23 protein-coding genes and 1 pseudogene are annotated in these 23,421 nt (G+C 45.3%); 13 read left to right on the top strand and 11 right to left on the bottom strand.

What is annotated here, in order from left to right; genetic code table 11:
• Positions 1-33 precede the first annotated feature (33 nt).
• Both ruvB and panB read right to left on the bottom strand, forming a co-directional pair.
• Positions 34-1,011, bottom strand: a complete 978-nt coding sequence (ruvB, locus tag BKN38_RS04690) for a Holliday junction branch migration DNA helicase RuvB (RefSeq protein WP_371113553.1) — start codon at positions 1,009-1,011, stop codon at positions 34-36.
• A 366-nt stretch (positions 1,012-1,377) separates the two neighbouring features.
• A complete protein-coding gene (gene panB, locus BKN38_RS04685; protein WP_066454131.1) occupies positions 1,378-2,175 on the bottom strand; it encodes a 3-methyl-2-oxobutanoate hydroxymethyltransferase in 798 nt (265 codons plus the stop codon).
• Between the two features lie 132 nt (positions 2,176-2,307).
• Between panB and BKN38_RS04680 the strand changes: the two genes are divergently transcribed.
• Genes BKN38_RS04680 through BKN38_RS04670 form a run of 3 tightly spaced genes read left to right on the top strand, consistent with a single transcriptional unit; the run spans position 2,308 to position 5,380 of the window.
• Positions 2,308-3,093 carry a hypothetical protein gene (locus tag BKN38_RS04680; protein ID WP_066454128.1) on the top strand — a complete coding sequence of 262 codons (786 nt, stop codon included), beginning with the start codon at positions 2,308-2,310 and terminating at the stop codon, positions 3,091-3,093.
• A complete protein-coding gene (locus BKN38_RS04675; protein WP_066454125.1) occupies positions 3,083-4,024 on the top strand; it encodes an outer membrane beta-barrel protein in 942 nt (313 codons plus the stop codon). The genes BKN38_RS04680 and BKN38_RS04675 overlap by 11 nt, the downstream gene beginning before the upstream one ends.
• A 9-nt stretch (positions 4,025-4,033) precedes the next feature.
• Positions 4,034-5,380, top strand: coding sequence for an outer membrane beta-barrel protein (locus BKN38_RS04670; RefSeq protein WP_066454123.1), 1,347 nt, complete (start codon positions 4,034-4,036; stop codon positions 5,378-5,380).
• A 12-nt stretch (positions 5,381-5,392) separates the two neighbouring features.
• Here the strand turns inward: BKN38_RS04670 and BKN38_RS04665 are convergent, their stop codons facing one another.
• Positions 5,393-5,998 (bottom strand): hypothetical protein, encoded by a 606-nt coding sequence (locus BKN38_RS04665; protein WP_066454121.1) that lies wholly within the window; start codon positions 5,996-5,998, stop codon positions 5,393-5,395.
• 9 nt (positions 5,999-6,007) lie between these two features.
• Positions 6,008-7,372 (bottom strand): penicillin-binding protein activator LpoB, encoded by a 1,365-nt coding sequence (locus tag BKN38_RS04660; protein WP_082942449.1) that lies wholly within the window; start codon positions 7,370-7,372, stop codon positions 6,008-6,010.
• Between BKN38_RS04660 and BKN38_RS11060 the strand changes: the two genes are divergently transcribed.
• Positions 7,361-7,531, top strand: a complete 171-nt coding sequence (locus tag BKN38_RS11060) for a hypothetical protein (RefSeq protein WP_156528102.1) — start codon at positions 7,361-7,363, stop codon at positions 7,529-7,531. The two genes, BKN38_RS04660 and BKN38_RS11060, sit on opposite strands and share 12 nt — an antisense overlap.
• A gap of 163 nt (positions 7,532-7,694) precedes the next feature.
• Here BKN38_RS11060 and der read toward each other — a convergent pair whose 3' ends face one another.
• The 3 genes and pseudogenes from der to rpe all read right to left on the bottom strand — a co-directional run.
• On the bottom strand, positions 7,695-9,233 hold the full coding sequence (gene der, locus BKN38_RS04655; protein WP_066454114.1) for a ribosome biogenesis GTPase Der: 1,539 nt from the start codon (positions 9,231-9,233) through the stop codon (positions 7,695-7,697).
• A gap of 133 nt (positions 9,234-9,366) precedes the next feature.
• Positions 9,367-10,383, bottom strand: a complete 1,017-nt coding sequence (locus tag BKN38_RS04650) for a 3'-5' exonuclease (protein WP_233712874.1) — start codon at positions 10,381-10,383, stop codon at positions 9,367-9,369.
• Positions 10,384-10,532: 149 nt separating this feature from the next.
• Positions 10,533-11,171, bottom strand: a pseudogene (gene rpe, locus BKN38_RS04645) (ribulose-phosphate 3-epimerase); the annotation flags it as partial.
• 113 nt (positions 11,172-11,284) lie between these two features.
• Here rpe and BKN38_RS04640 point away from each other — a divergent pair.
• The 5 genes from BKN38_RS04640 to BKN38_RS04620 all read left to right on the top strand — a co-directional run bounded on the left by BKN38_RS04640 (position 11,285) and on the right by BKN38_RS04620 (position 17,393).
• The gene (locus tag BKN38_RS04640) at positions 11,285-12,337 is read left to right on the top strand and encodes a class 1 fructose-bisphosphatase (protein WP_066454111.1); all 1,053 of its coding nucleotides are present in this window, start codon (positions 11,285-11,287) and stop codon (positions 12,335-12,337) included.
• Between the two features lie 53 nt (positions 12,338-12,390).
• On the top strand, positions 12,391-12,612 hold the full coding sequence (locus BKN38_RS04635; RefSeq protein WP_066454108.1) for a hypothetical protein: 222 nt from the start codon (positions 12,391-12,393) through the stop codon (positions 12,610-12,612).
• Between the two features lie 159 nt (positions 12,613-12,771).
• Positions 12,772-13,428 carry a hypothetical protein gene (locus BKN38_RS11805; protein ID WP_066454104.1) on the top strand — a complete coding sequence of 219 codons (657 nt, stop codon included), beginning with the start codon at positions 12,772-12,774 and terminating at the stop codon, positions 13,426-13,428.
• A 41-nt stretch (positions 13,429-13,469) separates the two neighbouring features.
• Positions 13,470-16,880: an Eco57I restriction-modification methylase domain-containing protein gene (locus BKN38_RS04625; RefSeq protein ID WP_066454102.1), complete on the top strand. Its 3,411-nt coding sequence runs from the start codon at positions 13,470-13,472 to the stop codon at positions 16,878-16,880.
• A 42-nt stretch (positions 16,881-16,922) separates the two neighbouring features.
• Complete coding sequence (locus BKN38_RS04620) at positions 16,923-17,393, top strand: hypothetical protein (RefSeq protein ID WP_066454099.1); 471 nt, start codon at positions 16,923-16,925, stop codon at positions 17,391-17,393.
• Here BKN38_RS04620 and BKN38_RS04615 read toward each other — a convergent pair.
• The gene (locus BKN38_RS04615) at positions 17,380-17,778 is read right to left on the bottom strand and encodes a TIR domain-containing protein (protein ID WP_066454096.1); all 399 of its coding nucleotides are present in this window, start codon (positions 17,776-17,778) and stop codon (positions 17,380-17,382) included. The two genes, BKN38_RS04620 and BKN38_RS04615, sit on opposite strands and share 14 nt — an antisense overlap.
• A gap of 78 nt (positions 17,779-17,856) precedes the next feature.
• Between BKN38_RS04615 and BKN38_RS10280 the strand changes: the two genes are divergently transcribed.
• Positions 17,857-18,033: a DUF5131 family protein gene (locus tag BKN38_RS10280; RefSeq protein ID WP_233712873.1), complete on the top strand. Its 177-nt coding sequence runs from the start codon at positions 17,857-17,859 to the stop codon at positions 18,031-18,033.
• Between the two features lie 180 nt (positions 18,034-18,213).
• Here the strand turns inward: BKN38_RS10280 and BKN38_RS04610 are convergent, their stop codons facing one another.
• From BKN38_RS04610 to BKN38_RS04600, 3 genes are read right to left on the bottom strand one after another with little or no spacing between them, the layout of a single operon-like run.
• A complete protein-coding gene (locus BKN38_RS04610) occupies positions 18,214-19,071 on the bottom strand; it encodes an amino acid ABC transporter ATP-binding protein (protein WP_082942447.1) in 858 nt (285 codons plus the stop codon).
• A 16-nt stretch (positions 19,072-19,087) separates the two neighbouring features.
• Positions 19,088-19,765, bottom strand: coding sequence for an amino acid ABC transporter permease (locus BKN38_RS04605; RefSeq protein ID WP_066454093.1), 678 nt, complete (start codon positions 19,763-19,765; stop codon positions 19,088-19,090).
• 51 nt (positions 19,766-19,816) lie between these two features.
• A complete protein-coding gene (locus BKN38_RS04600; RefSeq protein WP_324737479.1) occupies positions 19,817-20,755 on the bottom strand; it encodes an amino acid ABC transporter permease in 939 nt (312 codons plus the stop codon).
• Between the two features lie 24 nt (positions 20,756-20,779).
• On the opposite strand from BKN38_RS04600, the gene BKN38_RS04595 reads away from it, so the two are divergent.
• The 3 genes from BKN38_RS04595 to BKN38_RS10275 are packed head-to-tail and all read left to right on the top strand — an operon-like array spanning position 20,780 to position 23,322.
• Complete coding sequence (locus BKN38_RS04595) at positions 20,780-22,411, top strand: MBL fold metallo-hydrolase (protein ID WP_066454091.1); 1,632 nt, start codon at positions 20,780-20,782, stop codon at positions 22,409-22,411.
• Positions 22,412-22,418: 7 nt separating this feature from the next.
• Complete coding sequence (locus tag BKN38_RS04590; RefSeq protein ID WP_082942446.1) at positions 22,419-23,087, top strand: DMT family transporter; 669 nt, start codon at positions 22,419-22,421, stop codon at positions 23,085-23,087.
• A 10-nt stretch (positions 23,088-23,097) separates the two neighbouring features.
• On the top strand, positions 23,098-23,322 hold the full coding sequence (locus BKN38_RS10275; protein WP_158655933.1) for an EamA family transporter: 225 nt from the start codon (positions 23,098-23,100) through the stop codon (positions 23,320-23,322).
• Positions 23,323-23,421 lie beyond the last annotated feature (99 nt).

Below are 23,421 nucleotides of genomic sequence, written 5' to 3'. Positions count from 1 at the left end.
ACATAAGCGACAGCCCCAAAACAACCAAAACCCCTAAAACAACGCATTTGGCGCTAAGTTTAGCAGCTCATAAGTCTTTGGCGTGGCGATCCTCCCGCGCGCAGAGCGCTCCAAAAACCCAAGTGAGAGCAAATACGGCTCGATGATGTCTTGTATCGTGTCTTCATCCTCGCTGATTATCGCAGCGATTGTGTTTAGCCCGATAGGCTTTTTGGCGCGCGCGATGACGCCCAGATAGCGCAGATCCAGCTCATCAAACCCAAGCTCATTTACGCCCAGCTCATCCAGCGCGTGCGCGGTGGTGTCTAGGCTGATACGCTCCTCATCCCTCACATCGGCAAAATCTCGCACCCGCCGCAACAGCCTTAGCGCGATGCGTGGCGTGCCTCGCGAGCGTTTGGCGATCTCATCGCTTGCTTGCTTTTCTATCGCGCGCCCTAGCTTTTTTGCCGCCCTCTGCACGATCTCGCCAAGCTCATTTGCATCATAAAATTGCAGGCGAAAATCCATGCCAAAGCGGTCGCGAAGCGGGCTTGAGAGCATACCTGCGCGCGTTGTCGCGCCGATTAGCATAAATCTAGGCAGATCGATTTTTATCGTCTGCGCCGCTGGTCCAGAGCCGGTGATAATATCTAGGCGAAAATCCTCCATCGCCGGGTATAAAATCTCCTCGATTGCCGGGCTCAAGCGGTGGATCTCATCGATAAACAATATATCGCCCTCGTTTAGGTTGGTGAGGATCGCGGCAAGATCGCCGGCTTTTTCTATCATGGGCGCGGCGGTGACTTTGATGGCGCTTTGCATCTCATGCGCGATGATGTGGCTAAGAGTCGTTTTGCCAAGTCCGGGCGGTCCGAAAAGCAGCGTGTGCATGAGGCATTCGCTGCGCTTTTTTGCGCCAAGGATGGCGATTTTTAGGTTTTTTTTGATTTGTTCTTGTCCGATGTAGTCTTCCCAGATTCCCGGGCGCAGGGAGATTTCATTGCGATCTTCGAAAAATATTTTCTCCACATCTACGACGCGCTCGATTTGCTCGCTAGATTCTGCGCTGGAATCCGCTCCAAAATTTGCGCTAGAATCTAAAACGCCAGAATCTAGTCTGCCAGCGCCCAAAACGCCAGAATCCGCTTTTTTAGATTCCGCGGTTTTTCTAGCCCCCGCGCCAGATTCTGCTTTTTTCACCCCTGCTTTTTTTGCCGCTTTTGGCGACTCTTTTTCAAATGGATTCTGGTTTTCGCCATAGATAGATATTTTTTCCATTATTTTGCCTTTATTTTACCCTTATTTTGCTTCGCTTGGTTTTGGTTTGGATTCTGCTTCAAGTTTTCGCGCCAGAATCTAGTTTGCAAATCTAGATTCTACACCACAAGCCAGAATCTAGTAGCACTCATCATCATTTGGGAAGCTCGCATTTTTCACATCGCTAGCATATTTTCTCACCGCATCTTTTATCGCATTTGCGCCATCAAAATATTTGCGCACAAACTTTGGCGTAAAGTCGTTGAAAAATCCCAGCATATCGCTCCACACGAGAATCTGCCCATCACAATCCACGCCAGAGCCGATGCCTATGGTAGGTATTTGCACCGCTTGTGTGATTTCTCTAGCGCTTTGTGCGATGATGCCTTCAAGCAGCAAGCCAAACGCACCCACCTCCTCAAACGCCAGCGCAGAATCTAGCAGCCATTTGCTCTGCTTACTATCCCTGCCTTTTATCTTATACCCGCCTTCAGCCTTGATAAACTGCGGCATAAGCCCGATATGCGCCATCACCGCGATGCCTTCATCGATGAGCGATTTGACGATAGGCAGCTTTTGGGGCGTGACTTCGACTTTGATAGCATCGATATTTGTTTGGCGGATGAGTTTGGTGGCGTTTTTGAGCGCGACATCGCGCGTGGTGTAGCTGCCAAAGGGCATATCAGCGATGATGAAAGAATACTGCGCTTTGGCACAAACCGCCTTTGTGTGATAGATTATTTTATCAAGGCTTAAGCTTGTCGTGTCTTTTTGCCCGCCAAAGCTCATATTTAGGCTATCGCCTACCAATATCACATCCACCTCGCCATCAAAGATTCCGGCAAATAGCGCATCATAGGCGGTGATTGCGGTGATTTTTTCTTTGTTTTTTTTGCTTTGGAGGTGTTTTAGCGTGATTTTTGTGTCCTTTTGCATTTTTGCTCCTTTATCTAGTCTTGCTCGCATTTTTGCTAGCATTAATATTTATCTAACCTTAAAAAGCTATAATTTCGCGGGTAAATTAGCGATTATACCATATATGAAATTTATTTGGATAGGCATAGAGTGATGAGATTTGGAAGAAGATTTGGAAGAGGCTTTGGAAAAAGCCTTGTTTTGGTGCGTGATAGGTGCGTGATTGAGCCCGCTCGCGCCTTATTTTTAGCAAGCTTTTTGCTAGCATTTATCGCCATCGCGCCAAATACTGCCAGCGCAGAATCCACGCCTTATCTAGACCCTAGCAAGCCTATTGATTATGACAAGCTTGATTTGTCCTACTATCCCTACATCATCGCTTACAAAAAAACCACCGATGCAGAAATCGCCACGCTAGTAAATGACCTCGAAGCCTCCAGCAAAAAAACGGGCATTTTTGTAGGCATCTATGGCGGCTGGATTTTTCACAACGCCACGAGCGACCCAAACTACCTCATCGACAACGCCTTCGCCTATGGCTTGAAAGCCGGGTATCAGAGCTTTTTCCCATCACTCTATGACACGCTCTCCATCCCCAACAAAGTAGGCAGCAGAATCTACCTCCAATACCTAGGCAGCAACGCCAAAGAGCTAAACTACGCCGACATCGGATACAGCGGGATAGGCGTGAGCGGGGATGTTTTGGTGGATTTACCGGTGTTTAGGGGGCTAGAGGCGGGCGCGATAATGGGGCTTGGGCTTTTTAGCATGACTTATGACAATAAGCCAAACTCCACGCTTGGCGGGATGATAAATGTGGGATTTGACTTTGTCATCGCTACCAAACATCGCATAGAAACCGAGCTAAAAATCATCATCAACGATAAGCTTGATTGGTTTGGCGCGATGACTATGATGGGGTATAGCTATGTTTTCTAAAATATTTTTGCTGGTAAAGCCCTTGAAGCACTTATTTTTGTCGCTGTCGCTGTTTGCGCTTATATTTGTGGGTGTAGAATCTTTGGCAGAATCCAATCTAGATTCTGGTGGCGCGGATTCTAGCGGATTGACTTCTGCGAGCGCGGATTCTAGCGCAGAATCCGCTCTCGACAAAAAGGCACAAAAAGCGCAAGAAAAGCTCGAGAAAAAAGCACAAAAAGAAGCGCAAAAGCAAGCCCAAAAAGATGCCAAAAAAGCAAACGCAAACGCGCTAAACCCAGAACCAACCGAGCAAGACATACAAGCTATGCAAGCACAAGAGAAGCAAAAGCAGCTTTATTTCTTGCGCGCGCAATACTACCAATACCTGCTGCAAAAGGCACAAGAGCAAGAAAACATCAGCAAAAATGGCTGGTTTGTAGGCGCGCTTTTAGGCACAAGTCAGATAAATAGCCAGACAAATGTGACGACCGGCGCTGATTCTACGCGCACGATAGACACCTCGATAAACCCGCTAGCTTTTGGCGTGATGGGCGGGTATCTGCGCTTCATCGGCACAGCGCCCATAGGCGTGCGCGCGTATGGGCAATATCTCGGCGCGTTTAACTTCGCTAGCGGCATAGAAGACAGCATTTCTACGCATCTGACAAGCTTCAACATCGATGTGGTGGGCGATTTGCCTATCGCTATGGAGGGGTATTATATAGGCGCGTATGTGGGCGTGGGTGCGGGCGTGCAGACATTTAGCCAAAGGGGCGCGGGTGCTGCTGTGAGTGGCGTGAGCGTGGGAAGTGTGATAAATTGCGGGCTATCAGTGACGCTTGATTTCAAGCATCGCTTAGAAGCTGGGCTAAAAGTCCCGCCAAGCGTGTATAATCAGAGCTATTCTTTTGGGCTTATGTATCTTGTGGGCTATCAGTATTTATTTTAAGGCGCGCGTATGAGACAAAAATCTACCATCACTTTTTATCAAGAGCCCAGCAGGGCTTTTTGCCAAAAATCTTGCGGCGCGCTGAAAAGGATTTTGCGTATCGCGCTGGTGTCTTTGATGATAAGCACCGCTCTTTATGCCAAGAAGGATTCTGCAGAATCCACACCAGAATCTGCAACTATCAGCCAAAGCGCACCAGCTACGCAAAGCGCCCCTGCCGCACAAAATACGCCCACCTACCAAAACGCCCCAGCCAACGCCCCCGCTTTGCAAGCGGATTCTCTGCTGCTAGAAGAATCCCTGCTAGACCCTATCAAAGGCAAGCGCTTGGATGTCAAAGAGATTTTGCGCGCGCAGTCACAAAACACAAAAGGCAAAAGCCTTGATGAGAAGATTTTGCATTATGAGAATCTTTTGCGGGTAAATGGTATCACGCCCCACAAAGAATCCGAATACATCGAGCATCGCTTCGCCGACAAAGATGATGCCGCCAAACAAGACCTAAGCCGCTACTACACGCTAGCGGACAAAAAAAGCGGCGCATTTGCCAGCATCTCCATAGGCTTTGGCAATATCTCACAAACCTACACCGATGGCCTATACAACCGCACCAATAATGTCCCAGCTGATGACAAAGACAGCACCAGCTGCAATGAAACCGATAAAAGCGGGTGCAAAATCACAGGCGTGTTTATAAATGGCGCGCAGGGCATCGCAGTAGAATCCGATGTTTTCGCCTTTGGCGGGGGGTTTGGGTATCAGAAGTTTTTCAATCCCTACTTTGGTTCTAGGCTCTATGGCGATGGGCTTTTGAGCGCTGGGAGCGAGACTATAGGCGGCGAGAAAGTCGGCAGTTTTTATTATGTTTTGGGTGGGATGAATGTCGATTTGCTAGGCGAGCTGCCTTTTGGTGTCTTTACCAAATCAAGATTCTGGGAGAAGTTTGCTGTGGGTGGGTATTTTGGGCTAAATATCGGCGTGATGCTGCTTTTTGATGAGTCAAATGAGAATCTATCCAAATACTTGATAAACCCCGGCGTAAGACAATACACCAGCAAAGATGTGCTTTGGAATTACCAGCTGCAAGTGGATTATGGGCTAAATATGGGCTTTAGCATAAGTTTCACGCACAAATACAAGCTAGACATCGGCGCCAAAGTCCCCATGAGCCTGATAGGACTGCCCTCAGAGCTAAGGCTCGGGCTAGAATCCCCTGCTAGATACGATGGCGCGTATATAAAGAGGGAGAATGATGGCAGAGAAAGGGTTGTAGAAGACTCTCAAACCCTCGTATCAAAAGACATCACTTTCACACGCTCCCCCATTTTTACGATAAGCTTCATTCAGCTGTTTTAGTTTGGATTCTGGCTAGTCCCAGTGTTTTATATTTTTAGGCTCGATTATTTCTATATCTATGATGTCATCATCATCGCACTTTGGAGGCATTTTGATATGTTTATATTTAAAAGCAAAAAATGGATTGAGATTGCCAAAGACTATATAATTTCCAATCCACAAAAGCATCAGCATAAAAAACCCAAAGCCAGCACCCACAATACTAATGATAAGCACCAGTGACACGCACCATCCCACCTTGAAAAACCTAATAGCTGCTGGGTTATACTCTTTTATCTGTGATTCTATGCTTAGTGGCACTATCAGGCAATAAATAAGCTTTGCAAAAATAAATAAAAATAACCCGCCAAAAAGTGACAAAAACGATAATAAAATAAACATATCCCAAAACATCTCTCGCATATTTACAAAGCCTAAGCCCCACATTATCGCACCAGCGACAGATACTAAATATTTCAAGCTTTCGTTGCGTTGTATTTTTGAGAAAAATATTTTGTGCAATAAAATATAAAGCAATAAGCACACAAAAAATCCCAAAAATGCACCGATGACAAAAAGTAAAATATAGCTATTATGCAAAGCCACTTTGGCAGCGGCAGAGCCTAGTAAAAATTTCATGCAAGCCCCCTAAAATAAGTCAAACATAAGGATTATCCCTAGGTTGAAAGAGCCTACGCCCGCCCAGTCCTCGCCCTCTTTGCCATCTAGCATATATCTGTAGCTTACATCGAGGTAAAAGCTTTTGTAGCCAAACATCGTGCCGATTTCCCAAAATGGATAAGTGCCATTTATCTTGCGGTTGATTTCATAGCCTGCGGTGTTTGCTGGAGAGCCCTTGATACTGGAGCCTACATCCATAAACACGCCACCGCCAGCATAAGGCACAATACCAAAAACATATCCATCTATATCCACCTCTGCATTAAAACCGATTCTAGCATTTCCACCAAGCATACTGTGCGATATGGTGATGCCCTCTATGTTAATTCCAGCCCACGAACAATAATCTACGCCACTGCATGTAAAATCATATTCAGAATCAACGGAAATTTCATGTCCGCCATATACAATATTTGCATTGGCAAAAATGCCATTTTTCTTTTTGTAATAGCCACCAATTCTAAACATATATGGTATAGGAATCCAAGTAAAAATTGGACTTTGGTTGAGAGTTATTGTTCCGCTATGATGAGGCACAAATGATGACTTATTGTCGGTAGTGGTGTATGGCGTTGGCATCATACTAACAGAATCAAGTCCCATGCCCACATCCCCGCCAATCGTAATCCCCCACGCAGAATGATTGGCAAATTTTTGCTCTTTTTCATAGTTTTTTAGCGTTTGTAGCTGGGAGCATGCCTCTTTGGAGCCAAAGTCGCAGGATTTTTTCAGTAGCTTTTTGCCGACTTTGTAGTTGTTGGCATTGAACGCGCGCGTGCTGTCCTCATAGCATGCCTCAGCACTCCCCTCCTCACAGGTTAGATTCTCAAATGTGCTAAACGCGCCCACTTGCTTTTTGTCAATCACTTTGATGATGATTTCTTCATGATCCCACACGACAAGCCCGGTTTTGAGATCTGTCAGCACAAACAAAAACAAATAATCCACGCGCTTTTTGCTGCCTACATTTTTGGTGTTTTTGGTTATTTTGCCAGTGAGGGAGTATTGTGGGGCTAGCAGCATGCCTTTTGCTTGCGTGGTGTTTTGGTTGTATTCATCATCGCTGCGTAGTGTGCGGGAGTCAGAGATGAGCGCATCTGTGGTGGCGCCGCTCCCTGCGATAGCGTTTGTCAAGGTGATCTTTTTGGCTTTGGCAAGCTGTCTGGCTAGGCTTCGCATGAGAAACTCGACATCAAACTCCTCTTGGCTTAGGTTGCTGATGTCAGAGATGGCTAGTATCGCGGTCTTTTCTTTGGGTAGCGATTTGATGAAAGGCGAGCTTAGCAGGGATTTGGTGCTGGCTTTGGTGACTTTCTCCAAATGCTTTGGCAAAGCGTTGGATTTTTGCGCCTGCTAGCAAAAGCCTTGCTTGCGTTTGACTTCTGGCTTTTGTCATTTGCGCCGCTGGCTTTTGACTCGATAGATTCTAGCTTTTTGCGCGCTTTACTTTTTCGCCGCCTTGTTGGTTTGCGCCTAGAATCTAGATTCTAGCTTTTGCCAGCTTATTTTGTTAAGTTGGCATCCATCGCAAGGCTATTTCCAAAAATCGCGTGGCATTATAGCAGATTGATACACATAGTGCAAATGAAAATAAATGCGGAATTGGATTCTGCGTGCAAAATGCAGCATTTGGTGTTCTGCGCGCAAATTTATATCATTTAGATACTGCGTCTTTTTGCGATTTGTCGCGGGGGGTTAAGATGATGGGCGTGCCGCTTAAGCCAAACTCTTTGCGCAGGCGATTTACCAAAAAGCGCTTGTAGCTGAAATGCAAGGATTTGGGGCGGTTTGAGATGAGCGCGATTTGCGGGGGTTTGGTGGCGTATTGCGTGGCGTAGTAGATTTTTACTAGCTTGCCATGGTCGCTTGGTATGGGGTGGATTTTGGTGGCGGCGGCGATGCTCTCATTTAGCTTGGCGGTGGGGATGCGCATCGCGTAGTTGGCATAGACTTCGAGGATTTTTTGCTTTAGCTCGGTGATGTGGCGCTTGTTTGTCGCGCTAAGCGTGAGGAATGGCGCGTATTCTAGGAAGCGGAATTTGCGCGAAAATACCTCTTTCATCGCCTTAAAATCAGTATGCCTGATGTCCCATTTGTTCCACACGACGATCACGCCAAGCGCGTGCTTTTGCACGAGCGATGAGATTTTCTCATCAAGCTCGACAAGCGGCTCGCTCGCATCTAGCACGAGGATAGCGATGTCTGCTAGATCGAGAATCTTGCTTGTGCGATCGAGTGCGAATTTTTCTAGCGAGTGGATTTTGCCGCGCTTCCTGATGCCCGCTGTATCGACAAAATGCAAGCGCTTGCCCTCAAACTCTATCTCATCGCTCACGGGGTCTATCGTCGTGCCTGCGCGCGAGCTCACGATACTGCGCTCTTGGCCTACTAGCGCGTTTAGCAGCGAGCTTTTGCCGACATTTACGCGCCCGATGATGCCTATTTTTATAATGCTAGAATCTGCTTCATCTTGAGAATCTGCACTGGATTCCAAATCGGATTCTGCTGTGGATTCTGCGTTTGCGCTGGATTTTGCGCCTTCAGATTCTGCGCTAGAATCCGCTTTTCTAGATTTTTTCTTTTTGGTAGAATCTGCCTTTTTAGATTCTGCGCCTGCGCCCGCGCCACCAGCACCACTCGCGCCCTCATCCCCAAACGCCGCCAGAATCTCATCCTCTAGCGAAGTCTGCGCGCTAGATTCTGCCTCGCCAAACAGCGCATCATCAAGCGCGGATAAAAGCTTGCTAATCCCGCGATTGTGCGTCACAGAGATTAGAAACATCTCGCGCACGCCAAACTCGCCAAACGCGTAGCCAAACTCCTTTTGCGCGTCGTTATCGATTTTGTTTATCACTAGGAAGCATGGCGCGTGCTTGCTTATCTCAAAAAGCATTTTTTTGTCTTCGTCGCTTGGGATTTCTTTGCCATCGACTACATAGAGCACGATGTCGGCTTTTTTGGAGGATTCTATGGCTTTTTTGGCGACTTTGGCGAAGAGCTCATCGGTGGTTTTTTCGATCCCGCCGGTGTCGATGAGGCGCGCTTTTTTGTCGCTGATGATGATTTCAGTGGCGTTGGTGTCGCGCGTGGTGCCGCTGATGTCAGAAGTGATGGCGATGCGCGATTTGGCGAGGCGGTTAAACAGCGATGATTTGCCGACATTTGGCTTGCCTACGATTGCTATGGTTTTCATGATATGCCTTTGTTTGTCGTTGTTGGCGGCTAGAGTTTGCGACTAGAATCTATATAGAATCTATTTGCGTGCCGAGATTCTGCGCTAGATTCTGGCGCAGATCTAGGCTAGAATCTAGATCTAAAATCTAAGCCTATCTTTTGAGTGCGCCGGTGGAAAAATCTATCAAATCTTGCGCGGTGCGTATGTGGCTAGGCGCGCATTTTAGCGCTATCTCAAAGACTTTTAGCGAAGTCAGCGCATCGGCATAGGCGCGGTGCGCGATGGGCGTGTTTATCCCTAAAAATTCGTTTAGATACTGCAAAGAATAGCGCCTTGAAAGGATGCTTTTGCGCGCGAGGTTTATGGTGCATAGGCGAGGATTTAGCAGCGCGCCAAAGCCGTGAGAATCAAGCGCGTAGCTCAAAAATCCATAATCAAAGCCGACATTGTGCGCGACAAAAACGCTATCGCCTAGAAACTCTTTGAAATCGCGCAGGACGGATTCTGCGCGGCGGCTATCTTTTAGCATCTCGCTCGTGATGCCTGTAATCTCGCTAATCATCTCTGGCACATGCGGCGCGTGGATAAACTCCTCAAAACGCCCGATAATCTCGCCATTTTGGTAAGTGATAGCGCCTATCTCGATGACTTGGCATTCTTTGGGCTTAGCACCCGTCGTCTCGATATCCACAAAGCAAAATCGCTGCTCGCTTAGCGGCACTCTCGCAGTGCTAAGAAAATAATGCGCGCCATCCGTCTCTAGCGGCAACCCCTGCGCTTTGATAAGCTCCAGCGCGACATCTAGGCCAATCCCCAAATCCAGCTCTTGCGCGTTATTTTGCTCTAGGAGTTTATGCATCTCATCGATGCTTAGGTGGGATTTGGCAAGCTCGGATTTGAGGGTGGTGGCGAGCTGTTCTAGCGGGGATTTTGGGGATTCGGATTTTGGGAGATTTTGGCTTGCTTGGGGGTTTGTTTGCGGGTTTTTTTGTTGGTCTGCTTGCGGGTTTATTTGTGGAGTGGTTTGCGCGGATTGGGTGGCGTTTTGCGCGGATTTTATGATTTGAGACTGCATGATATTAGATTCTATTCTAGCATGCGACGCGGCATGCGATGCTATATGTGGCGCGCTAGATTCTCCAAAATTTCTGCTTGTTTCAAAACTCATAACACTTTCTCGCTTGCACTACTTGCCATTCACTTACTTTGTGAGGCGTTTGGCGCGCCACAAGCAGAATCTGCGCTTTTGGATTCTGGCGCTTTTTCTAGTGTTTTTGCTGGCGCTTTCTCCAGTGTCTTTTTTGGCATTTTCCCGGCTAGCTTTAGAGAATCTATCGCGCTTTTATAATCGCTACTGCCAAACACATAGCTCCCAGCCACCACGATATCAGCGCCCGCTTCTTGCAGACTTGCGATATTTTTGTCATTTACCCCGCCATCGACTTCGATGAGACAGCGCGGATTTTTTGCCATGATGAGATCTTTTAGCCGCTTCGTCTTTTCTAGCACACTAGGGATGAATTTCTGCCCGCCAAAGCCCGGATTCACACTCATCAAAAGCACCATGTCAATATCTGGCAAAATATAGCGCAGGGCTTCTTCGCTGGTGTGTGGGTTTAGCACGACAGCGGGGCGCGTGCCAGCATCTCTGATATGACACACAAGCCTATGCAGATGTGCCACTGCCTCGATATGCACGCTCATAAAAGCAGGCTTCAGCGGCAAAAAATAATCCACAAAGTCCTCGACATTCTCCACCATCAGATGCACATCTAGCGGGATAGTCGCGGCTTTTGCCACTTGGGTGAGGATGGGCATGCCAAAGGTGAGGTTTGGCACGAAATGCCCATCCATCACATCGATATGCAAAAAATCCGCGCCCGCTTTGCAGATGGATGCTACTTCACTGCCAAGATTTAGGAAATCCGCCGATAAAATGCTAGGAGCGACAAGCATAAAAACCTCGTGTTATTTGTGTAGATTTATGGATTTTTGGATGCTAAAGCGTATCATAATTTGCGTTAGAATATAATTAAGCGCGATAAAAGATAAAAGCAAAAGGAAGTAAAATGAGCGAGAATCCAAACGAGAATCTAGGCATTTCTAGTGCGGTGGGCGCGGCAAGTGCAAAAGGCGTGGAGGATATATATGAGTGTATCAAGGCGTGTGCGATAGCACTAAATGCGACGCTACAAACTGATGATACAAGCTATCTTGCAAGCACCAATTCTAGCGGGGATATGCAGCTAGGCATCGATGTGGCGGCGGATGCGCTGATAGGGGAGCGACTGCTGGCGCTTGAGTGCGTGCGCGGCGTGTGCTCGGAGGAAAAGCAGGGGGCTGTGTATAAGGATTTGGATTCTGGTGATTTAGGCGCTGGCTGTGGCTGTGGCGCAGAATCCAAAGGCGCTAAAAATGGCACAGAATCTAAGTGCAAGCCCGCGCAAAGCAGCGCGCTAACCGCACCCAAAGGCGGGCTTTTGGTAGCGTATGATCCGCTAGATGGCTCTAGCTTGTTTGATTCTGATTTGAGCGTGGGGAGTATTTTTGGCATTTATGATGGTGCGTTTGGCGCGGAGCATATCGTGGCGGCGGCGTATGTGGTGTATGGACCGCGCCTTGAAGTCGTGTTTGCAAGCGCTGGCGCGCAAGGCGTGAAGCATAGCTTCTATAATGGCAAAGAGTGGGTGAGTAAGCCAAATCTCGCGCTAAAAACTAAGGGCAAGCTAAACGCGCCCGGCGGGACGCAAAAGCACTGGAGTGCCGCGCACAAGGCGCTTATCGATGGCTTTTTCGCGCAGGGGTATAGGCTGCGGTATTCTGGGGGGATGGTGCCGGATTTGCACCAGATTTTGTGCAAGGGCGGGGGGATTTTCAGCTATCCAGCGACGACGGATGCGCCAAATGGCAAGCTTCGCAAGCTTTTTGAGGTGTTTCCTTTCGCGCTCATCTATGAAAAGGCGGGCGGCGAGGCGATAGCGCCAGAATCTAGTGGCGCGTGCAAGCGCGTGCTGGAGCTAAAAAGCGCTAGCCTGCATGAAAGCACACCATGTTTTCTAGGAAGCAGCGAAGAGATAGCACAGGTGCGCGCGGCGTATGCGTCTGCTAGCGGCGCGCGGTGATGCTGATAAATGGCGCGGTCATTTGGCGGCGAGACTAAAAAAAGGGGCGATAAATGAGTGAAAATCCGATGACAAAAGATGTGTATGAGCGCGAGCTAGAGCGCGCAAAGGGCGAGCTAGAGGCGTGCCAAAGGGTACGAGGCTGGCTTAGCGAGGCGCAAAACAAAGGCTGCTATGAATGCCAAGAACTGCTAGAATGCGCCACTCGCAAATCCTATGTAAGCGCTGTGTATAAAAGCATGAATAAAGGACAAGTGGGAGATTTTGATTTTTAGGCGGCAAGTCTAGCTATTTTGCGTGCTAATTTTTGCAAAACTTTTTAATAAACAGGCGCAAATCTCAAGCAAATAAGAATCTTTGCAGGCAAAATCTAGCGCACAAATTTTGCTATAATGCCAAATCCAAATGACACCAAAAATATAATAAGGGCAATAATGCAAACCCAAAATTCCGCGCAAAACCAAAGCTCCACACAAAACCAAAGCTCCACACAAAACCAAAGTTTTTTGCAAACTCCAAGCCCCGCGCAAATAAAAAACTTCTTGCAACCCCAAAGCTTTATGCGAAACAATCTTTTTACCACCTACACCTTACAAGTGGATTTTCCACAAATCTATCATTTTACAGATTCTAAGCAAGACCAAGACGCCCAAAAAGCGCTAGATTCTATAAAAACCCTTTATAACAAAGAAAAATTTAGCAAACAAAACGAGCATCAATTTGAGGATGATTTTATCGCCAAAGTTTTGGAGATTTTAGGCTGGCATTTTGTGCGCCAAGATGAAAAAATCATTCAAGGCAAGCTAGAAAAGCCGGACTTTTTGCTATTTGCCGCGCCAGAATCCAAGCAAGATTACCAAAGCATAGACAAAGAAAGCCGCAAAGCTAGCAATGAGTTTATAAGCGTGGTTTTAGAATCCAAAGCCTATAGCATAGAAGTAGATAATAACAAAGTCAAAGACAATCCACATTTCCAGCTTTTGCGCTATCTCAATAACCTAAAGCTAAATTTTGGCTTTTTGAGTAATGGCAGAATCTGGCGCTTTTATAATAACGAAAAATCACCGCCAACAAGGTCTTTTATGAAATAAATCTAGAATCTATCCTAGAAAATACCGATAAAAATCAAGCTTTGCAGGATTTTAAATATTTTTATTTTATCTTTCGAGCGGATAACTTCGCCAAAATCGATAAAGCCAGCGAGGAAGCCCAAACTACTATACACTACACCCTAGCACAAAATGAAAATGCCAAAATAGAGCTAGAAAATGACTTGCAATCTATTATTTATGGGATCGAGGGTAAAGATTCTTTGTTTGAGTTTATAGGAAGTGCTATTTTTGATGCAAATCCGCAGGCAAGTCTGCAAGAAGTCTATGAAAATTCACTTTATTTTATTTTTCGTATGCTATTTATCGCATATTTTGAGGATAAATTTAGCGAAACTCTAGGCAGGCATTTGTGTTTTGGCGATATTTTAAGCGTCACAAATTTATATAATCAACTAGATAATTTTAAGGCTGATTTTGTAGGCAATGGGAATCTAAATCAAATCTTTAGAATCTATGACAAAGGCGAGCCAAACTATGATATGCCTGTGTTTAATGGCGGGCTTTTTGATGAGAGTAAAGCGCCTCTTTTGCTTACGCCAAGGACTTTTGACAACCAAAAGCTAAAACACATCCTAAAAGAACTTTTATTTTACAACAATGGCGACTCTCTTTTCAAAAGAGACTACAAAACGCTAAGTGTGGCGCATTTAGGCACGATTTATGAGGGATTATTGTCTTACTTTTTTGAGCTAGCTGATGAGAATCTCGTCTATGTCATCTACTCTGACAAAAAAGCCAGCAAAGACGCATCAAAAAATCTAGCAAAAAATCAAATAAAAAGCATGGAAGGATATTTTGATATTTATGACTATAAAAATTTAGAAAAATCCTACAAAATCGAGCGCGTCCAAAACTATCAAAAAGGACAAATCTATCTCAAAAATACTAGCAACTCACGCAAAAGCACTGCTAGTTTTTATACGCCAGATATTATCACCAAATTTCTTGTTGAAAATGCACTAGAAAATGTGCTAAATGATGAAAACATAACGCATTTTAAAATCCTTGATAATGCCTGTGGAAGCGGACATTTTCTAGTCGAAAGCCTAAATCAAATCACGCAGATTGTAAGCCAAAATTTTGACTCTTTCCCAAGTCTCAAAAAACTTTTTCTCATCGAAAAGCAAAGCATAGAATCTAATGTAAGCAAATACATAAAAGACTATGTGCCTGATGAGAATGATATTTTAAAACGCCTACTTTTGAAATGCGTGATTTTTGGCGTGGATTTAAATCCATTTAGCATAGAGCTTACCAAGCTTAGCCTTTGGATTGATAGCTTTATTTTTGGCACGCCGCTAAGTTTTATCGAGCATCATATAAAGCAAGGAAATGCACTCATTGGCACGAGCATCGCTGAGTTTAGGCAATATTTTGAAGCGATCTTAAAAAAGGATTCTAGTCTTTTTGTAAATAATTTTTTGGATATTTTTGGCGAATTTTCTGATGTCTTTACGCTGCTAGATTCTATCACAGATACCACGCACGAGGATGTTTTAGAATCAAAGCGCATCTATAGCGAACAGATAAAACCAAAGCTTGATGACCTAAATATGTATCTAAATTTTATCACTACCAAAAGCTTTTGTGATGCGCAAGAGTTGCAGATTTTAAAATCTGGCGAAGTGTCTATAAATGAGATTCTAAACAAAGAAAAATACAAAGATTTGCAAGAAATCATCTCAAAATATACCAAAAGATTTAATTTTTTTAATTATGAAATAGAATTTCCAGAAATCACAGCAGGTTCAAATTTTGTGGGCTTTCAGGCAGTCGTTGGCAATCCACCTTGGGATAAAACAAAGTTTAGCGATAGCGACTTTTTCCCACAATATCGCAGCAACTATCGCACAATGAGCAATTCGCAAAAGGCAGAGCTAAAGACAAATCTTTTGGCTAAACCCTACATAGCAAAAAACTATAGTGAGCAAAAAGAGTTTATCCAAAGCGCAAATAACTACTACAAAGCCAGCTATCCGCTAAATGAAGGCAGCGGCGATGGCAATCTATTTCGCTTTTTTGTCGAGCGCAATCTGGCTTTGCTTGCCCCAAATGCAAGCCTAAACTATGTCTTGCCAAGCGCTTTGATGCTAGAGGAAGGAAGCTTTAGGATACGCAAAGAGATTTTGGAAAATAAAAATCTTGTATATTTTTATAGCTTTGAAAATCGCGAAGGTATTTTTAGAGATGTGGATTCTCGCTATAAATTCGCCCTTATGCAAGTGATAAATGCCCCTCGCAACCCAAGAAGCAAAATAAAAACAATGTTTTATAAAACAAACCCAGCACAAGATTTGTATGACAAAGATTCTATAATCAAAACAAGCTTCAAAAGCATAAAAGCCATAAGTCCGCATCAGCTAGCATTTATGGAGGTTAGAAGCAGGTTTGACTTAGAAATATTAGAAAAATGCTATAAAGCTTATGATGCTTTGGATTTGGAGTGGCTTGATTTTAGGCGCGAACTTGATATGACAAATGATAAAGATTTATTTATAGAATCTTTTGGTGAAAATTTGTTGCCACTATATGAAGGCAAAATGATTCATCAGTTTGATGCAAAGTTTGGCACTCCTCAATATTTTTTAGACAAAAAGGCATTTGATGAGCGATTAAGAAGCAAAGAAATTTATCGAATGAAACAGGACTTGGGGCTAGATTCCAAAGAATTTGATAAATTGCTAGATAGCATTATATCATCGCAAGCCAATTCCTTGTCATTGCGAGGGAGTGGAGCGAGCGAAGCAATCCAAAAATCCAATAGTTATTGCGAGCGAAGTGAAGCAATCCACACAAAAGATTCTCTACTAGATTCCATAATCGCCTATGATAGAGAGTTTTTTAGACTAGGTTTTAGGGCAATTGCAAGCGATACAAATGAACGCACGCTTATATTTTCACTTTTACCAAAGGATTGCGGTGTAGGAAATAGTATATGGAGTAACACAACAAAAATCTATGTGATAAATAACTCTAAAATATCCACCAAAACCATAGGCAACTTAAAACTTTTATTTGCACTTGGAATGTTTAATTCAATTATGCTAGATTTTATCGCAAGAGCAATGATACAAATAAATGTAAATAAAACCTACCTAGAGAGAATTCCGCTCCCACAACCAAGCGATGAGGAAATTTTAGCTAATCCACTTTATAAAGAACTAGCCCTAAACGCCTTAAAACTTCAGCTTTATAATGACAAAGCAGGAAATTTCAAAGAATTAGCAGATGAATTTAAAATAAGCAAAAATCAAATCCCAAGCACCCAAAAACTCTACGATACGCTAAAAGCAAAAAATGATATTTTAATCGCAAAAGAAATCTACAAGCTAGAAAAAAGCGAATTTATCTATATGCTAACAACTTTCAAAGTCCTAAACACAAAACAACCCGGCTTCATAGCCTTACTTGAATCTTTGTGGGAGGAGTAAAAGTGAAATTTAATTTGACAATAATCTTTAAGGAGAAAAGTAATGGGACTAAAAAATAAGAGTAAAGAGGACTCAGGTGTTTTGCTGGAGCAATATAAACTAGCTGTAACCATGGCAGATAAAGTAAGTGATAGAAGAGGAATTACAAACAACTTTTTTATTGCACTAAATTCTGCTATTGCTTCTGTAGGGAGTCTTACGAAAGAATATGTTTTAATTTTTATTGTTGGAATCCTCTTTTGTTTCTTGTGGCTTTCTATTCTAAAAAGTTACAAAAGACTCAATAAAGTTAAATTTGATATCATAAACAAACTAGAAAACGATTTGCCTATTAATTTAATGCAGCATGAATGGAAATTATTAAATAAAAACAATCATGAGATATTTTCCTATTATGAATCGTATATACCAATAATTTTTATTTTAGTTTATGTATCATGTATCATAATTAAATATTTACCTTGCATAAAATTATTCATTGAATGCTTGAAAAAAGCTTCTAGCATTCAATGATTGCATCTACAATGGATTTCTTTTGCCAACTAACGATGTGAGTCGCATTTTCTTTTACCATTGCCGAGGTTTTTTGGCTACCCCATTTTTCAACGGCTATGATTTTTTTATTGTATTTTTTTGCCATTTCTATTTCTTTATTTATCCACTTACTATAGTTAGCATATAGTCCTGCTAATATCAAAACGCATGAACATGATTTTATCTTTTTTTCAATAGCTTCATACAATTCTCTATCACTTCCTGTTGTATGAATTGGATCATTTTTGGGAACTGAGTAATCCTGCCATCTTAAACTAGAATTATTCAACAAGTTGGTTAGACCTTCATATTCATTGTGATATGCCCAAGAATGGCTTATAAAGATGTAATATGTTTGATTCATTTTCTTTCCTTTAATTTTTTTTAAGATTATAGCATAGATGCTGTAAACAAGCAGGTCATAATATATCGTAAATCTTGGGTGCTAAATATCAAAAAACAATGTGAAGAACAAAATGTTACTTTTTTCTTTAAACAATGGGGAACATGGGGAAGCGATGGCATAAAACGCAATAAAAAAGAAAATGGTGCGCTTTTAGGTGGTAAAATATATCGAGATTATCCCAAAGTTTGGCAAAACATTCAAAATTGCCACTAGTTTTATCGCGCGCGTTTGGCTTGGTGTAAATTTGGCGCAAATAATATTGATTTAGCTGCTCCAACTACTTCACGATAAAATAGAGGCTTGCCGCATCGGTCTAGATTTTGGATTCTAGGTTATTGCTGCATAGCGGCACGCGCTAGCAGCGCCAAGCACTCCATTCCTCGCCACGCACTTTCACACCCCGCCACGCGTCCTTTTTACTTTGAAATCAAAACTCTGCAAGAAATTCCGCGCGCGCTTAGTTTTTGGATTGGCAAAAAACTCGCTAGGCGTGTCCTCCTGCGCGATTTTCCCCATATCCACAAACACTATCCTATCGCTCACCGCCTTGGCAAACCCCATCTCATGCGTCACGATTATCATCGTCATCCCCTCATCCGCAAGCTCGAGCATCACATCCAGCACCTCGCGCACCATCTCCGGGTCAAGCGACGCCGTCACCTCATCAAAAAGCATCATTTTTGGATTCATACACAGCGCACGCACGATAGCCACGCGCTGCTTTTGCCCGCCGCTTAGCTCTTTTGGATAGGCTTTGATTTTGGATTCTAGCCCCACGCGTTTGAGCCATGCGTGCGCCTCCTCTTGCGCCTCTTTGCGCGCGCGTTTTTGCACTTTTAGCGGTCCTAGCAGGATGTTTTCCTCGATATTTAGATGCGGGAAAAGCTCATAGTTTTGAAACACCATCCCTATCTGCTCGCGCACCTTGCGCCACTTGGTTTTTGGCGTGTTTATCTGCGCGCCTTCTAGGTATATAGCGCCCTTTTGCGTCTCTTCAAGCCCATTTATGCAGCGCAAAAGCGTGGATTTACCACAGCCGCTAGGTCCTAGGAGGGTTAGCACCTCGCCCTTTTTTACCGACAGATTGATATCATCTAGCACGAGATGCGCGCCATAGTATTTGTAGAGATGCTCGATTTTTAGCACTTCTTTTGTTGATGCATTTTGTGCCGATGCCTTTTGCGTCGATGTCTTTTGTGATGACGCATTTTGTGATGCCTTTTGCGATGCTTCTTTTGATATTTCTTGCATGGATTCTCCTTAAGATTTAGCCTTTCAGCTCTGAGTCCCAGCGCCGCTCTAGCGCCCTAGAGAGCCTGCTTAGCGGATAGCACATCGCAAAATACGCCAAAAGTATCACTCCATATATCACAAAAGGCGCGCTTTCTAGCTGGCGATTTGCCTCGATGATCTGCCGCCCCACTTGCAAAATATCCGCGATACCGATAAAAAGCAAAAGCGAAGTCGTCTTTATCATGCGGGTGAAAAGGTTTATAAGCCCCGGGATCAGCCGCTTGCTAGCAAGCGGTAGCACGACAAATGCCTGCACTTGCAGCCACCCAAGCCCCAGGCTAAATGCCGCATCTTTCTGATGCTGATGTATCCCGCTAAGCGCGCCGCGCACGAGGTCTGCCATCTCCGCCCCGCCCCAAATGCTAAACACCAAAACCGCCACAAACACATTAGAAATGCTGATATCAAGCAACTGCGGCAAGCCAAAATAGCACACATAAAGCAGCGCCAAAATAGGAATGATACGCACAGATTCTAGATACACCTTACACAGCGCGCGCAGCACCCAGAATCTAGCACTCATCATCACACCGACAATGAGCCCGATGAAAATCGAGCAGGCGATACACAAAAGCGCGATGCCAAAGCTAACGCCTAGCCCTTGCAGCAGTCGCCAGAGATTTGCGCCTTCAAAAAGTGTTAGCGTAGTCATTGTGTGCCTTTATTTTGTGGTTTTTTAGATTCTCGCGTTAGAATCCAGCCCCTAAATCCGCTTTTTCAAATGCGACTCTACCGCCCCAAACACCAGCGATATCGGCAGTAAAATCACCAGATATATCGCTATTAGCATGATGAGCGCCTCATAAGTTTTGCCATAGAGATCAATGATATCTTTGCTCACATACAGCACATCGCCAAGTGCGAGCACGCCGACTATAGAGGTTTCTTTGATGAGGAAAATGACATTCGCACTCAAAGCCGGCATCGCCACGCCAAGCGCCTGCGGGGCGCGCACGAAGCATATCACGCCAAAGCGCGAGAGCCCGATGCTGAGCGCGGATTCTACTTGCGATCTGCTGACACTCTCAAGCCCCGCGCGAAACGCCTCGCACATATACCCGCCGCCAAGAAACGCAAGCCCGACCACCGCGCAGCTGAAGGCATCAAGCTTTATGCCAATTTTTGGCAGGGCGAAATAGAGAAAAAAGAGCTGGATAAGCAAGGGTGTGTTGCGCGAAAGCTCGACATAGCCGCTGATGACAAGGCGCAGTGCGCGCAAAAATGCGCTCATCAAAGGCGTATGCGCGCGCGTAGCAGGTGCAGAATCTATACTAGCGCTTTTGTGGATATCTTTTGTCTCTACCAGCACCACCGCGCAAATCGCGCCGATGATGACGCTTAGTGCAATGCCAAGCGCTGAAATCTGCAGCGTCAGCCACAGCGCGCCTTTGAAAAGATAAAAATGAGAAATGATAAAATCCCAATCAATCATATATACTCCAAAATTTATACTCCAAAATCCGCGAGGGTTTTTAGAGATTTTGCGAGAATCTAGGCAGAATCTAGCGCCAAATCCCCCATCAAACTCGCGCCAAAAGTGGCAAAATAAAAGCGCCATTATAGCCAAACTACCAAAATCCGCGCTATATTTCACACGCGCAAATGCTATAATACGCGCCAGATTCACGCACAAAACAATCATATCATTATCATATAAGGAGAATTTATGAAAAAAGCCAACCCTTTGGATTCCGCACCCGCCTTGGATTCCACGCCCCCTTTAGATTCTGCCCTAGCGCACGCAAATCCCGCGTATAATGTAGCCCACAGCCAAGCGCGCATCGCCAAATCAAAGCATTTCATCGATGGTAAAGCGCGCAATATCGAGCCTACCACGCTAGAGACGCCTATACAAAGCATCGCCAAAAATATGACAAAATTTGACAGCGCGCCCAAAAGCCAAAAAACACAGAATCCAAAGGCGCAGAATCTAAGCTTGCAAAATCCATTTTGGCAAGATCAGATTCTGCACACTCCAGCCGCGCACGCCCCAGCCACATCCGCGCCAAAACCCGCGCAAAACTCACCACTACAAAACCCCCAATCTCCACAAACCCCGCCACTTCTGCAAATCCCACCAGAATCCATATCGCTAGAATCCGCGCCCAAATCCAAAGCCCGCGTGTTTTATGAGATCCTAGGCATGCGACATCGCGACATCATCATCCCCAGCGTCAAAACCGATTTGCGCGCGTTTGTGCCAGAGCGCGATTCTTTCGTGTGGTTTGGGCACTCATCGCTACTTTTTTGTATAGGCGGCAAGACTATCGCGATAGACCCGGTGCTCGATGGCTCCGCCGCGCCGCTGCCTTTCATCATCAAGCCCTTCAAGGGTGCGGACATCTACAGCTCGCGCAACCTGCCCGATATCGATTACCTCATCATCACACACAACCACTACGACCACCTAAGCAAAAAAAGCATCAAACTCCTAGCGCGCCGCGTGGGGCTGGCTATCGTGCCACTAGGCGTGGGAAAATATCTGCAAAAATGGGGGATAGAACCTAGCAGGATTTTTGAGCTGGACTGGGGCGAGGATATGGCGCTAAATGAGGCGCTTCGCGTGTATTGCCTGCCGGCTAGGCATTTTTCTGGGCGCAAAATGGTGGATATGAATGCGAGCCTTTGGGCGTCTTTTGTGCTGGAGTGCGGGGGTGAGGAGTCTGAAAGTGTAGAATCTGCGAAAGTGGATTCTATGGGCTTAGATTCTGGCGGCGTGGATTCTGATAGCTTCAAAACCCCTCACAAAACGCATATCAAGCGCATATTTTTAAGCGGCGATGGCGGGTATGGCTCGCATTTTGCAGAGATTGGCGCGCGGTTTGGGCGGATAGATATGGCGTTTTTGGAAAATGGGCAGTATAACAAGGACTGGGCACAGGTGCATAGCTTCCCCAATGAGTGCCTGCAGGCTGCCAAAGACCTGCACGCGCGCGCGATGATGCCTATACACAACTGCAAATTTCAGCTTTCATTTCATAAATGGTATGAGCCGCTGGAGTGCATCGCTAGGTTGTATGAGCGTTATCGTGATGAGCTTTCTTTTGCGCTTGTCACGCCGATGATTGGCGAGATAGCGCCGCTTTGGCAGGATTTTGGCGTGCAAAATTTTGGCGCACCGGATTGCGATATGCTAGACTGCGATGTTTTAGATTCTGCGCGCGCGAATTCTGCTATACAGACAAACAACTTGCGGACAAGCACCACGCAAACAAACGCATGGCGGCGCACGCAAAAAACCAAGCAGGATTCTAGACAAGATACCAACCCAGAATCCACGCCAAAATCCACCAACTAGAATCCACATGTCAAACACCTCGCAAGCCCGCTCGCTGCTTCTAGGACACGCGCTAGCGATTTTTACGATTTTTGTGTGGGGTGGCACTTTTAGCGCGACGAAGATTTTGCTGCAAGACTTCGCTGCGGCCGAGATTTTGCTTTTGCGCTTTTTTATAGCTTTTATATTTTTGTGCGTGCTTTGCTATGCGCTCCATATCCGCGCGCTCGCGTGGCAGGGGCTTGGCAGAGAGTGGCTATTTATGGGTGCTGGGCTTAGCGGGGCGTGCTTGTATTTTTTGGTGGAAAATATCGCGCTATCGCACACAAGCGCGGCAAATGCTTCGATTTTGGTGTCTATCAGCCCGATTTTTACCGCGATTTTATGCTTTTTGCTCTATGGCAAGCGGCTAAAAAGGCTTTTTGTGCTTGGCTTTGTGCTGGCAGTCGCTGGGATTTTTCTAGTAGTGCAAAGTGGCGGCTTGGCGTTTAGCGTGTCGCTTTTTGGCGATATGCTTTGCGTGCTGGCGGGACTTATTTGGTCGATTTACACTATCATTTTGCAGCGGATTTTTGCCCTCTGTCGCGGCGTCTCGCACCTTGCTATCACACGCAAGATATTTTTGTATGGCGTGATTTTTACGCTGCCTTTTGGGCTAGGCTCTGCTGATTTTAGCGATTTGTCGCGCTTTTTTTGAGGTGCGATATTTGGCGCTTTTGGCGTTTCTGGGGCTTGTGGCAAGCGCGCTTTGCTATCTGTCGTGGAATGCGAGTCTAAAGCGGCTTGGCATCATCAAAGCAAGCGCGTATATCTATGCCATACCTGTGGTTGGCGTGCTGATAGCTACCATCTGGCTTGGCGAGAATCTAAGCGCGCAGATGATCCTAGGCGGCGCACTGGTGCTGCTAGGGCTTTTTCTAAGTCAAAAATAGCCAAACATAAATCAAAGGTGGCAAACAAGTGGCGGGCAAAACGCCAGAATCCTAAGCGCTTTTTAACGACTTTTGGGCTAGTATCGCGCGCAATACCAC

This window comes from Helicobacter sp. CLO-3 (genome assembly GCF_001854545.1).
Taxonomy (GTDB): domain Bacteria; phylum Campylobacterota; class Campylobacteria; order Campylobacterales; family Helicobacteraceae; genus Helicobacter_B.
Note: the sequence above shows the minus strand (reverse complement) of the source record. Positions and strands in the feature narration are given on the sequence as shown.

Excerpts from the sequence above, each read along its gene's own strand:
- panB (WP_066454131.1), bottom strand. The coding sequence starts at position 2,175 with ATGCAAAAGGACACAAAAATCACGCTAAAACACCTCCAAAGCAAAAAA.
- BKN38_RS04680 (WP_066454128.1), top strand. The coding sequence starts at position 2,308 with ATGAGATTTGGAAGAAGATTTGGAAGAGGCTTTGGAAAAAGCCTTGTT.
- BKN38_RS04675 (WP_066454125.1), top strand. The coding sequence starts at position 3,083 with ATGTTTTCTAAAATATTTTTGCTGGTAAAGCCCTTGAAGCACTTATTT.
- BKN38_RS04670 (WP_066454123.1), top strand. The coding sequence starts at position 4,034 with ATGAGACAAAAATCTACCATCACTTTTTATCAAGAGCCCAGCAGGGCT.
- BKN38_RS04665 (WP_066454121.1), bottom strand. The coding sequence starts at position 5,998 with ATGAAATTTTTACTAGGCTCTGCCGCTGCCAAAGTGGCTTTGCATAAT.
- BKN38_RS11060 (WP_156528102.1), top strand. The coding sequence starts at position 7,361 with ATGCTTTGGCAAAGCGTTGGATTTTTGCGCCTGCTAGCAAAAGCCTTG.
- der (WP_066454114.1), bottom strand. The coding sequence starts at position 9,233 with ATGAAAACCATAGCAATCGTAGGCAAGCCAAATGTCGGCAAATCATCG.
- BKN38_RS04650 (WP_233712874.1), bottom strand. The coding sequence starts at position 10,383 with ATGAGTTTTGAAACAAGCAGAAATTTTGGAGAATCTAGCGCGCCACAT.
- BKN38_RS04640 (WP_066454111.1), top strand. The coding sequence starts at position 11,285 with ATGAGCGAGAATCCAAACGAGAATCTAGGCATTTCTAGTGCGGTGGGC.
- BKN38_RS04635 (WP_066454108.1), top strand. The coding sequence starts at position 12,391 with ATGAGTGAAAATCCGATGACAAAAGATGTGTATGAGCGCGAGCTAGAG.
- BKN38_RS11805 (WP_066454104.1), top strand. The coding sequence starts at position 12,772 with ATGCAAACCCAAAATTCCGCGCAAAACCAAAGCTCCACACAAAACCAA.
- BKN38_RS04620 (WP_066454099.1), top strand. The coding sequence starts at position 16,923 with ATGGGACTAAAAAATAAGAGTAAAGAGGACTCAGGTGTTTTGCTGGAG.
- BKN38_RS04615 (WP_066454096.1), bottom strand. The coding sequence starts at position 17,778 with ATGAATCAAACATATTACATCTTTATAAGCCATTCTTGGGCATATCAC.
- BKN38_RS04610 (WP_082942447.1), bottom strand. The coding sequence starts at position 19,071 with ATGCAAGAAATATCAAAAGAAGCATCGCAAAAGGCATCACAAAATGCG.
- BKN38_RS04605 (WP_066454093.1), bottom strand. The coding sequence starts at position 19,765 with ATGACTACGCTAACACTTTTTGAAGGCGCAAATCTCTGGCGACTGCTG.
- BKN38_RS04600 (WP_324737479.1), bottom strand. The coding sequence starts at position 20,755 with ATGATTGTTTTGTGCGTGAATCTGGCGCGTATTATAGCATTTGCGCGT.
- BKN38_RS04595 (WP_066454091.1), top strand. The coding sequence starts at position 20,780 with ATGAAAAAAGCCAACCCTTTGGATTCCGCACCCGCCTTGGATTCCACG.
- BKN38_RS04590 (WP_082942446.1), top strand. The coding sequence starts at position 22,419 with ATGTCAAACACCTCGCAAGCCCGCTCGCTGCTTCTAGGACACGCGCTA.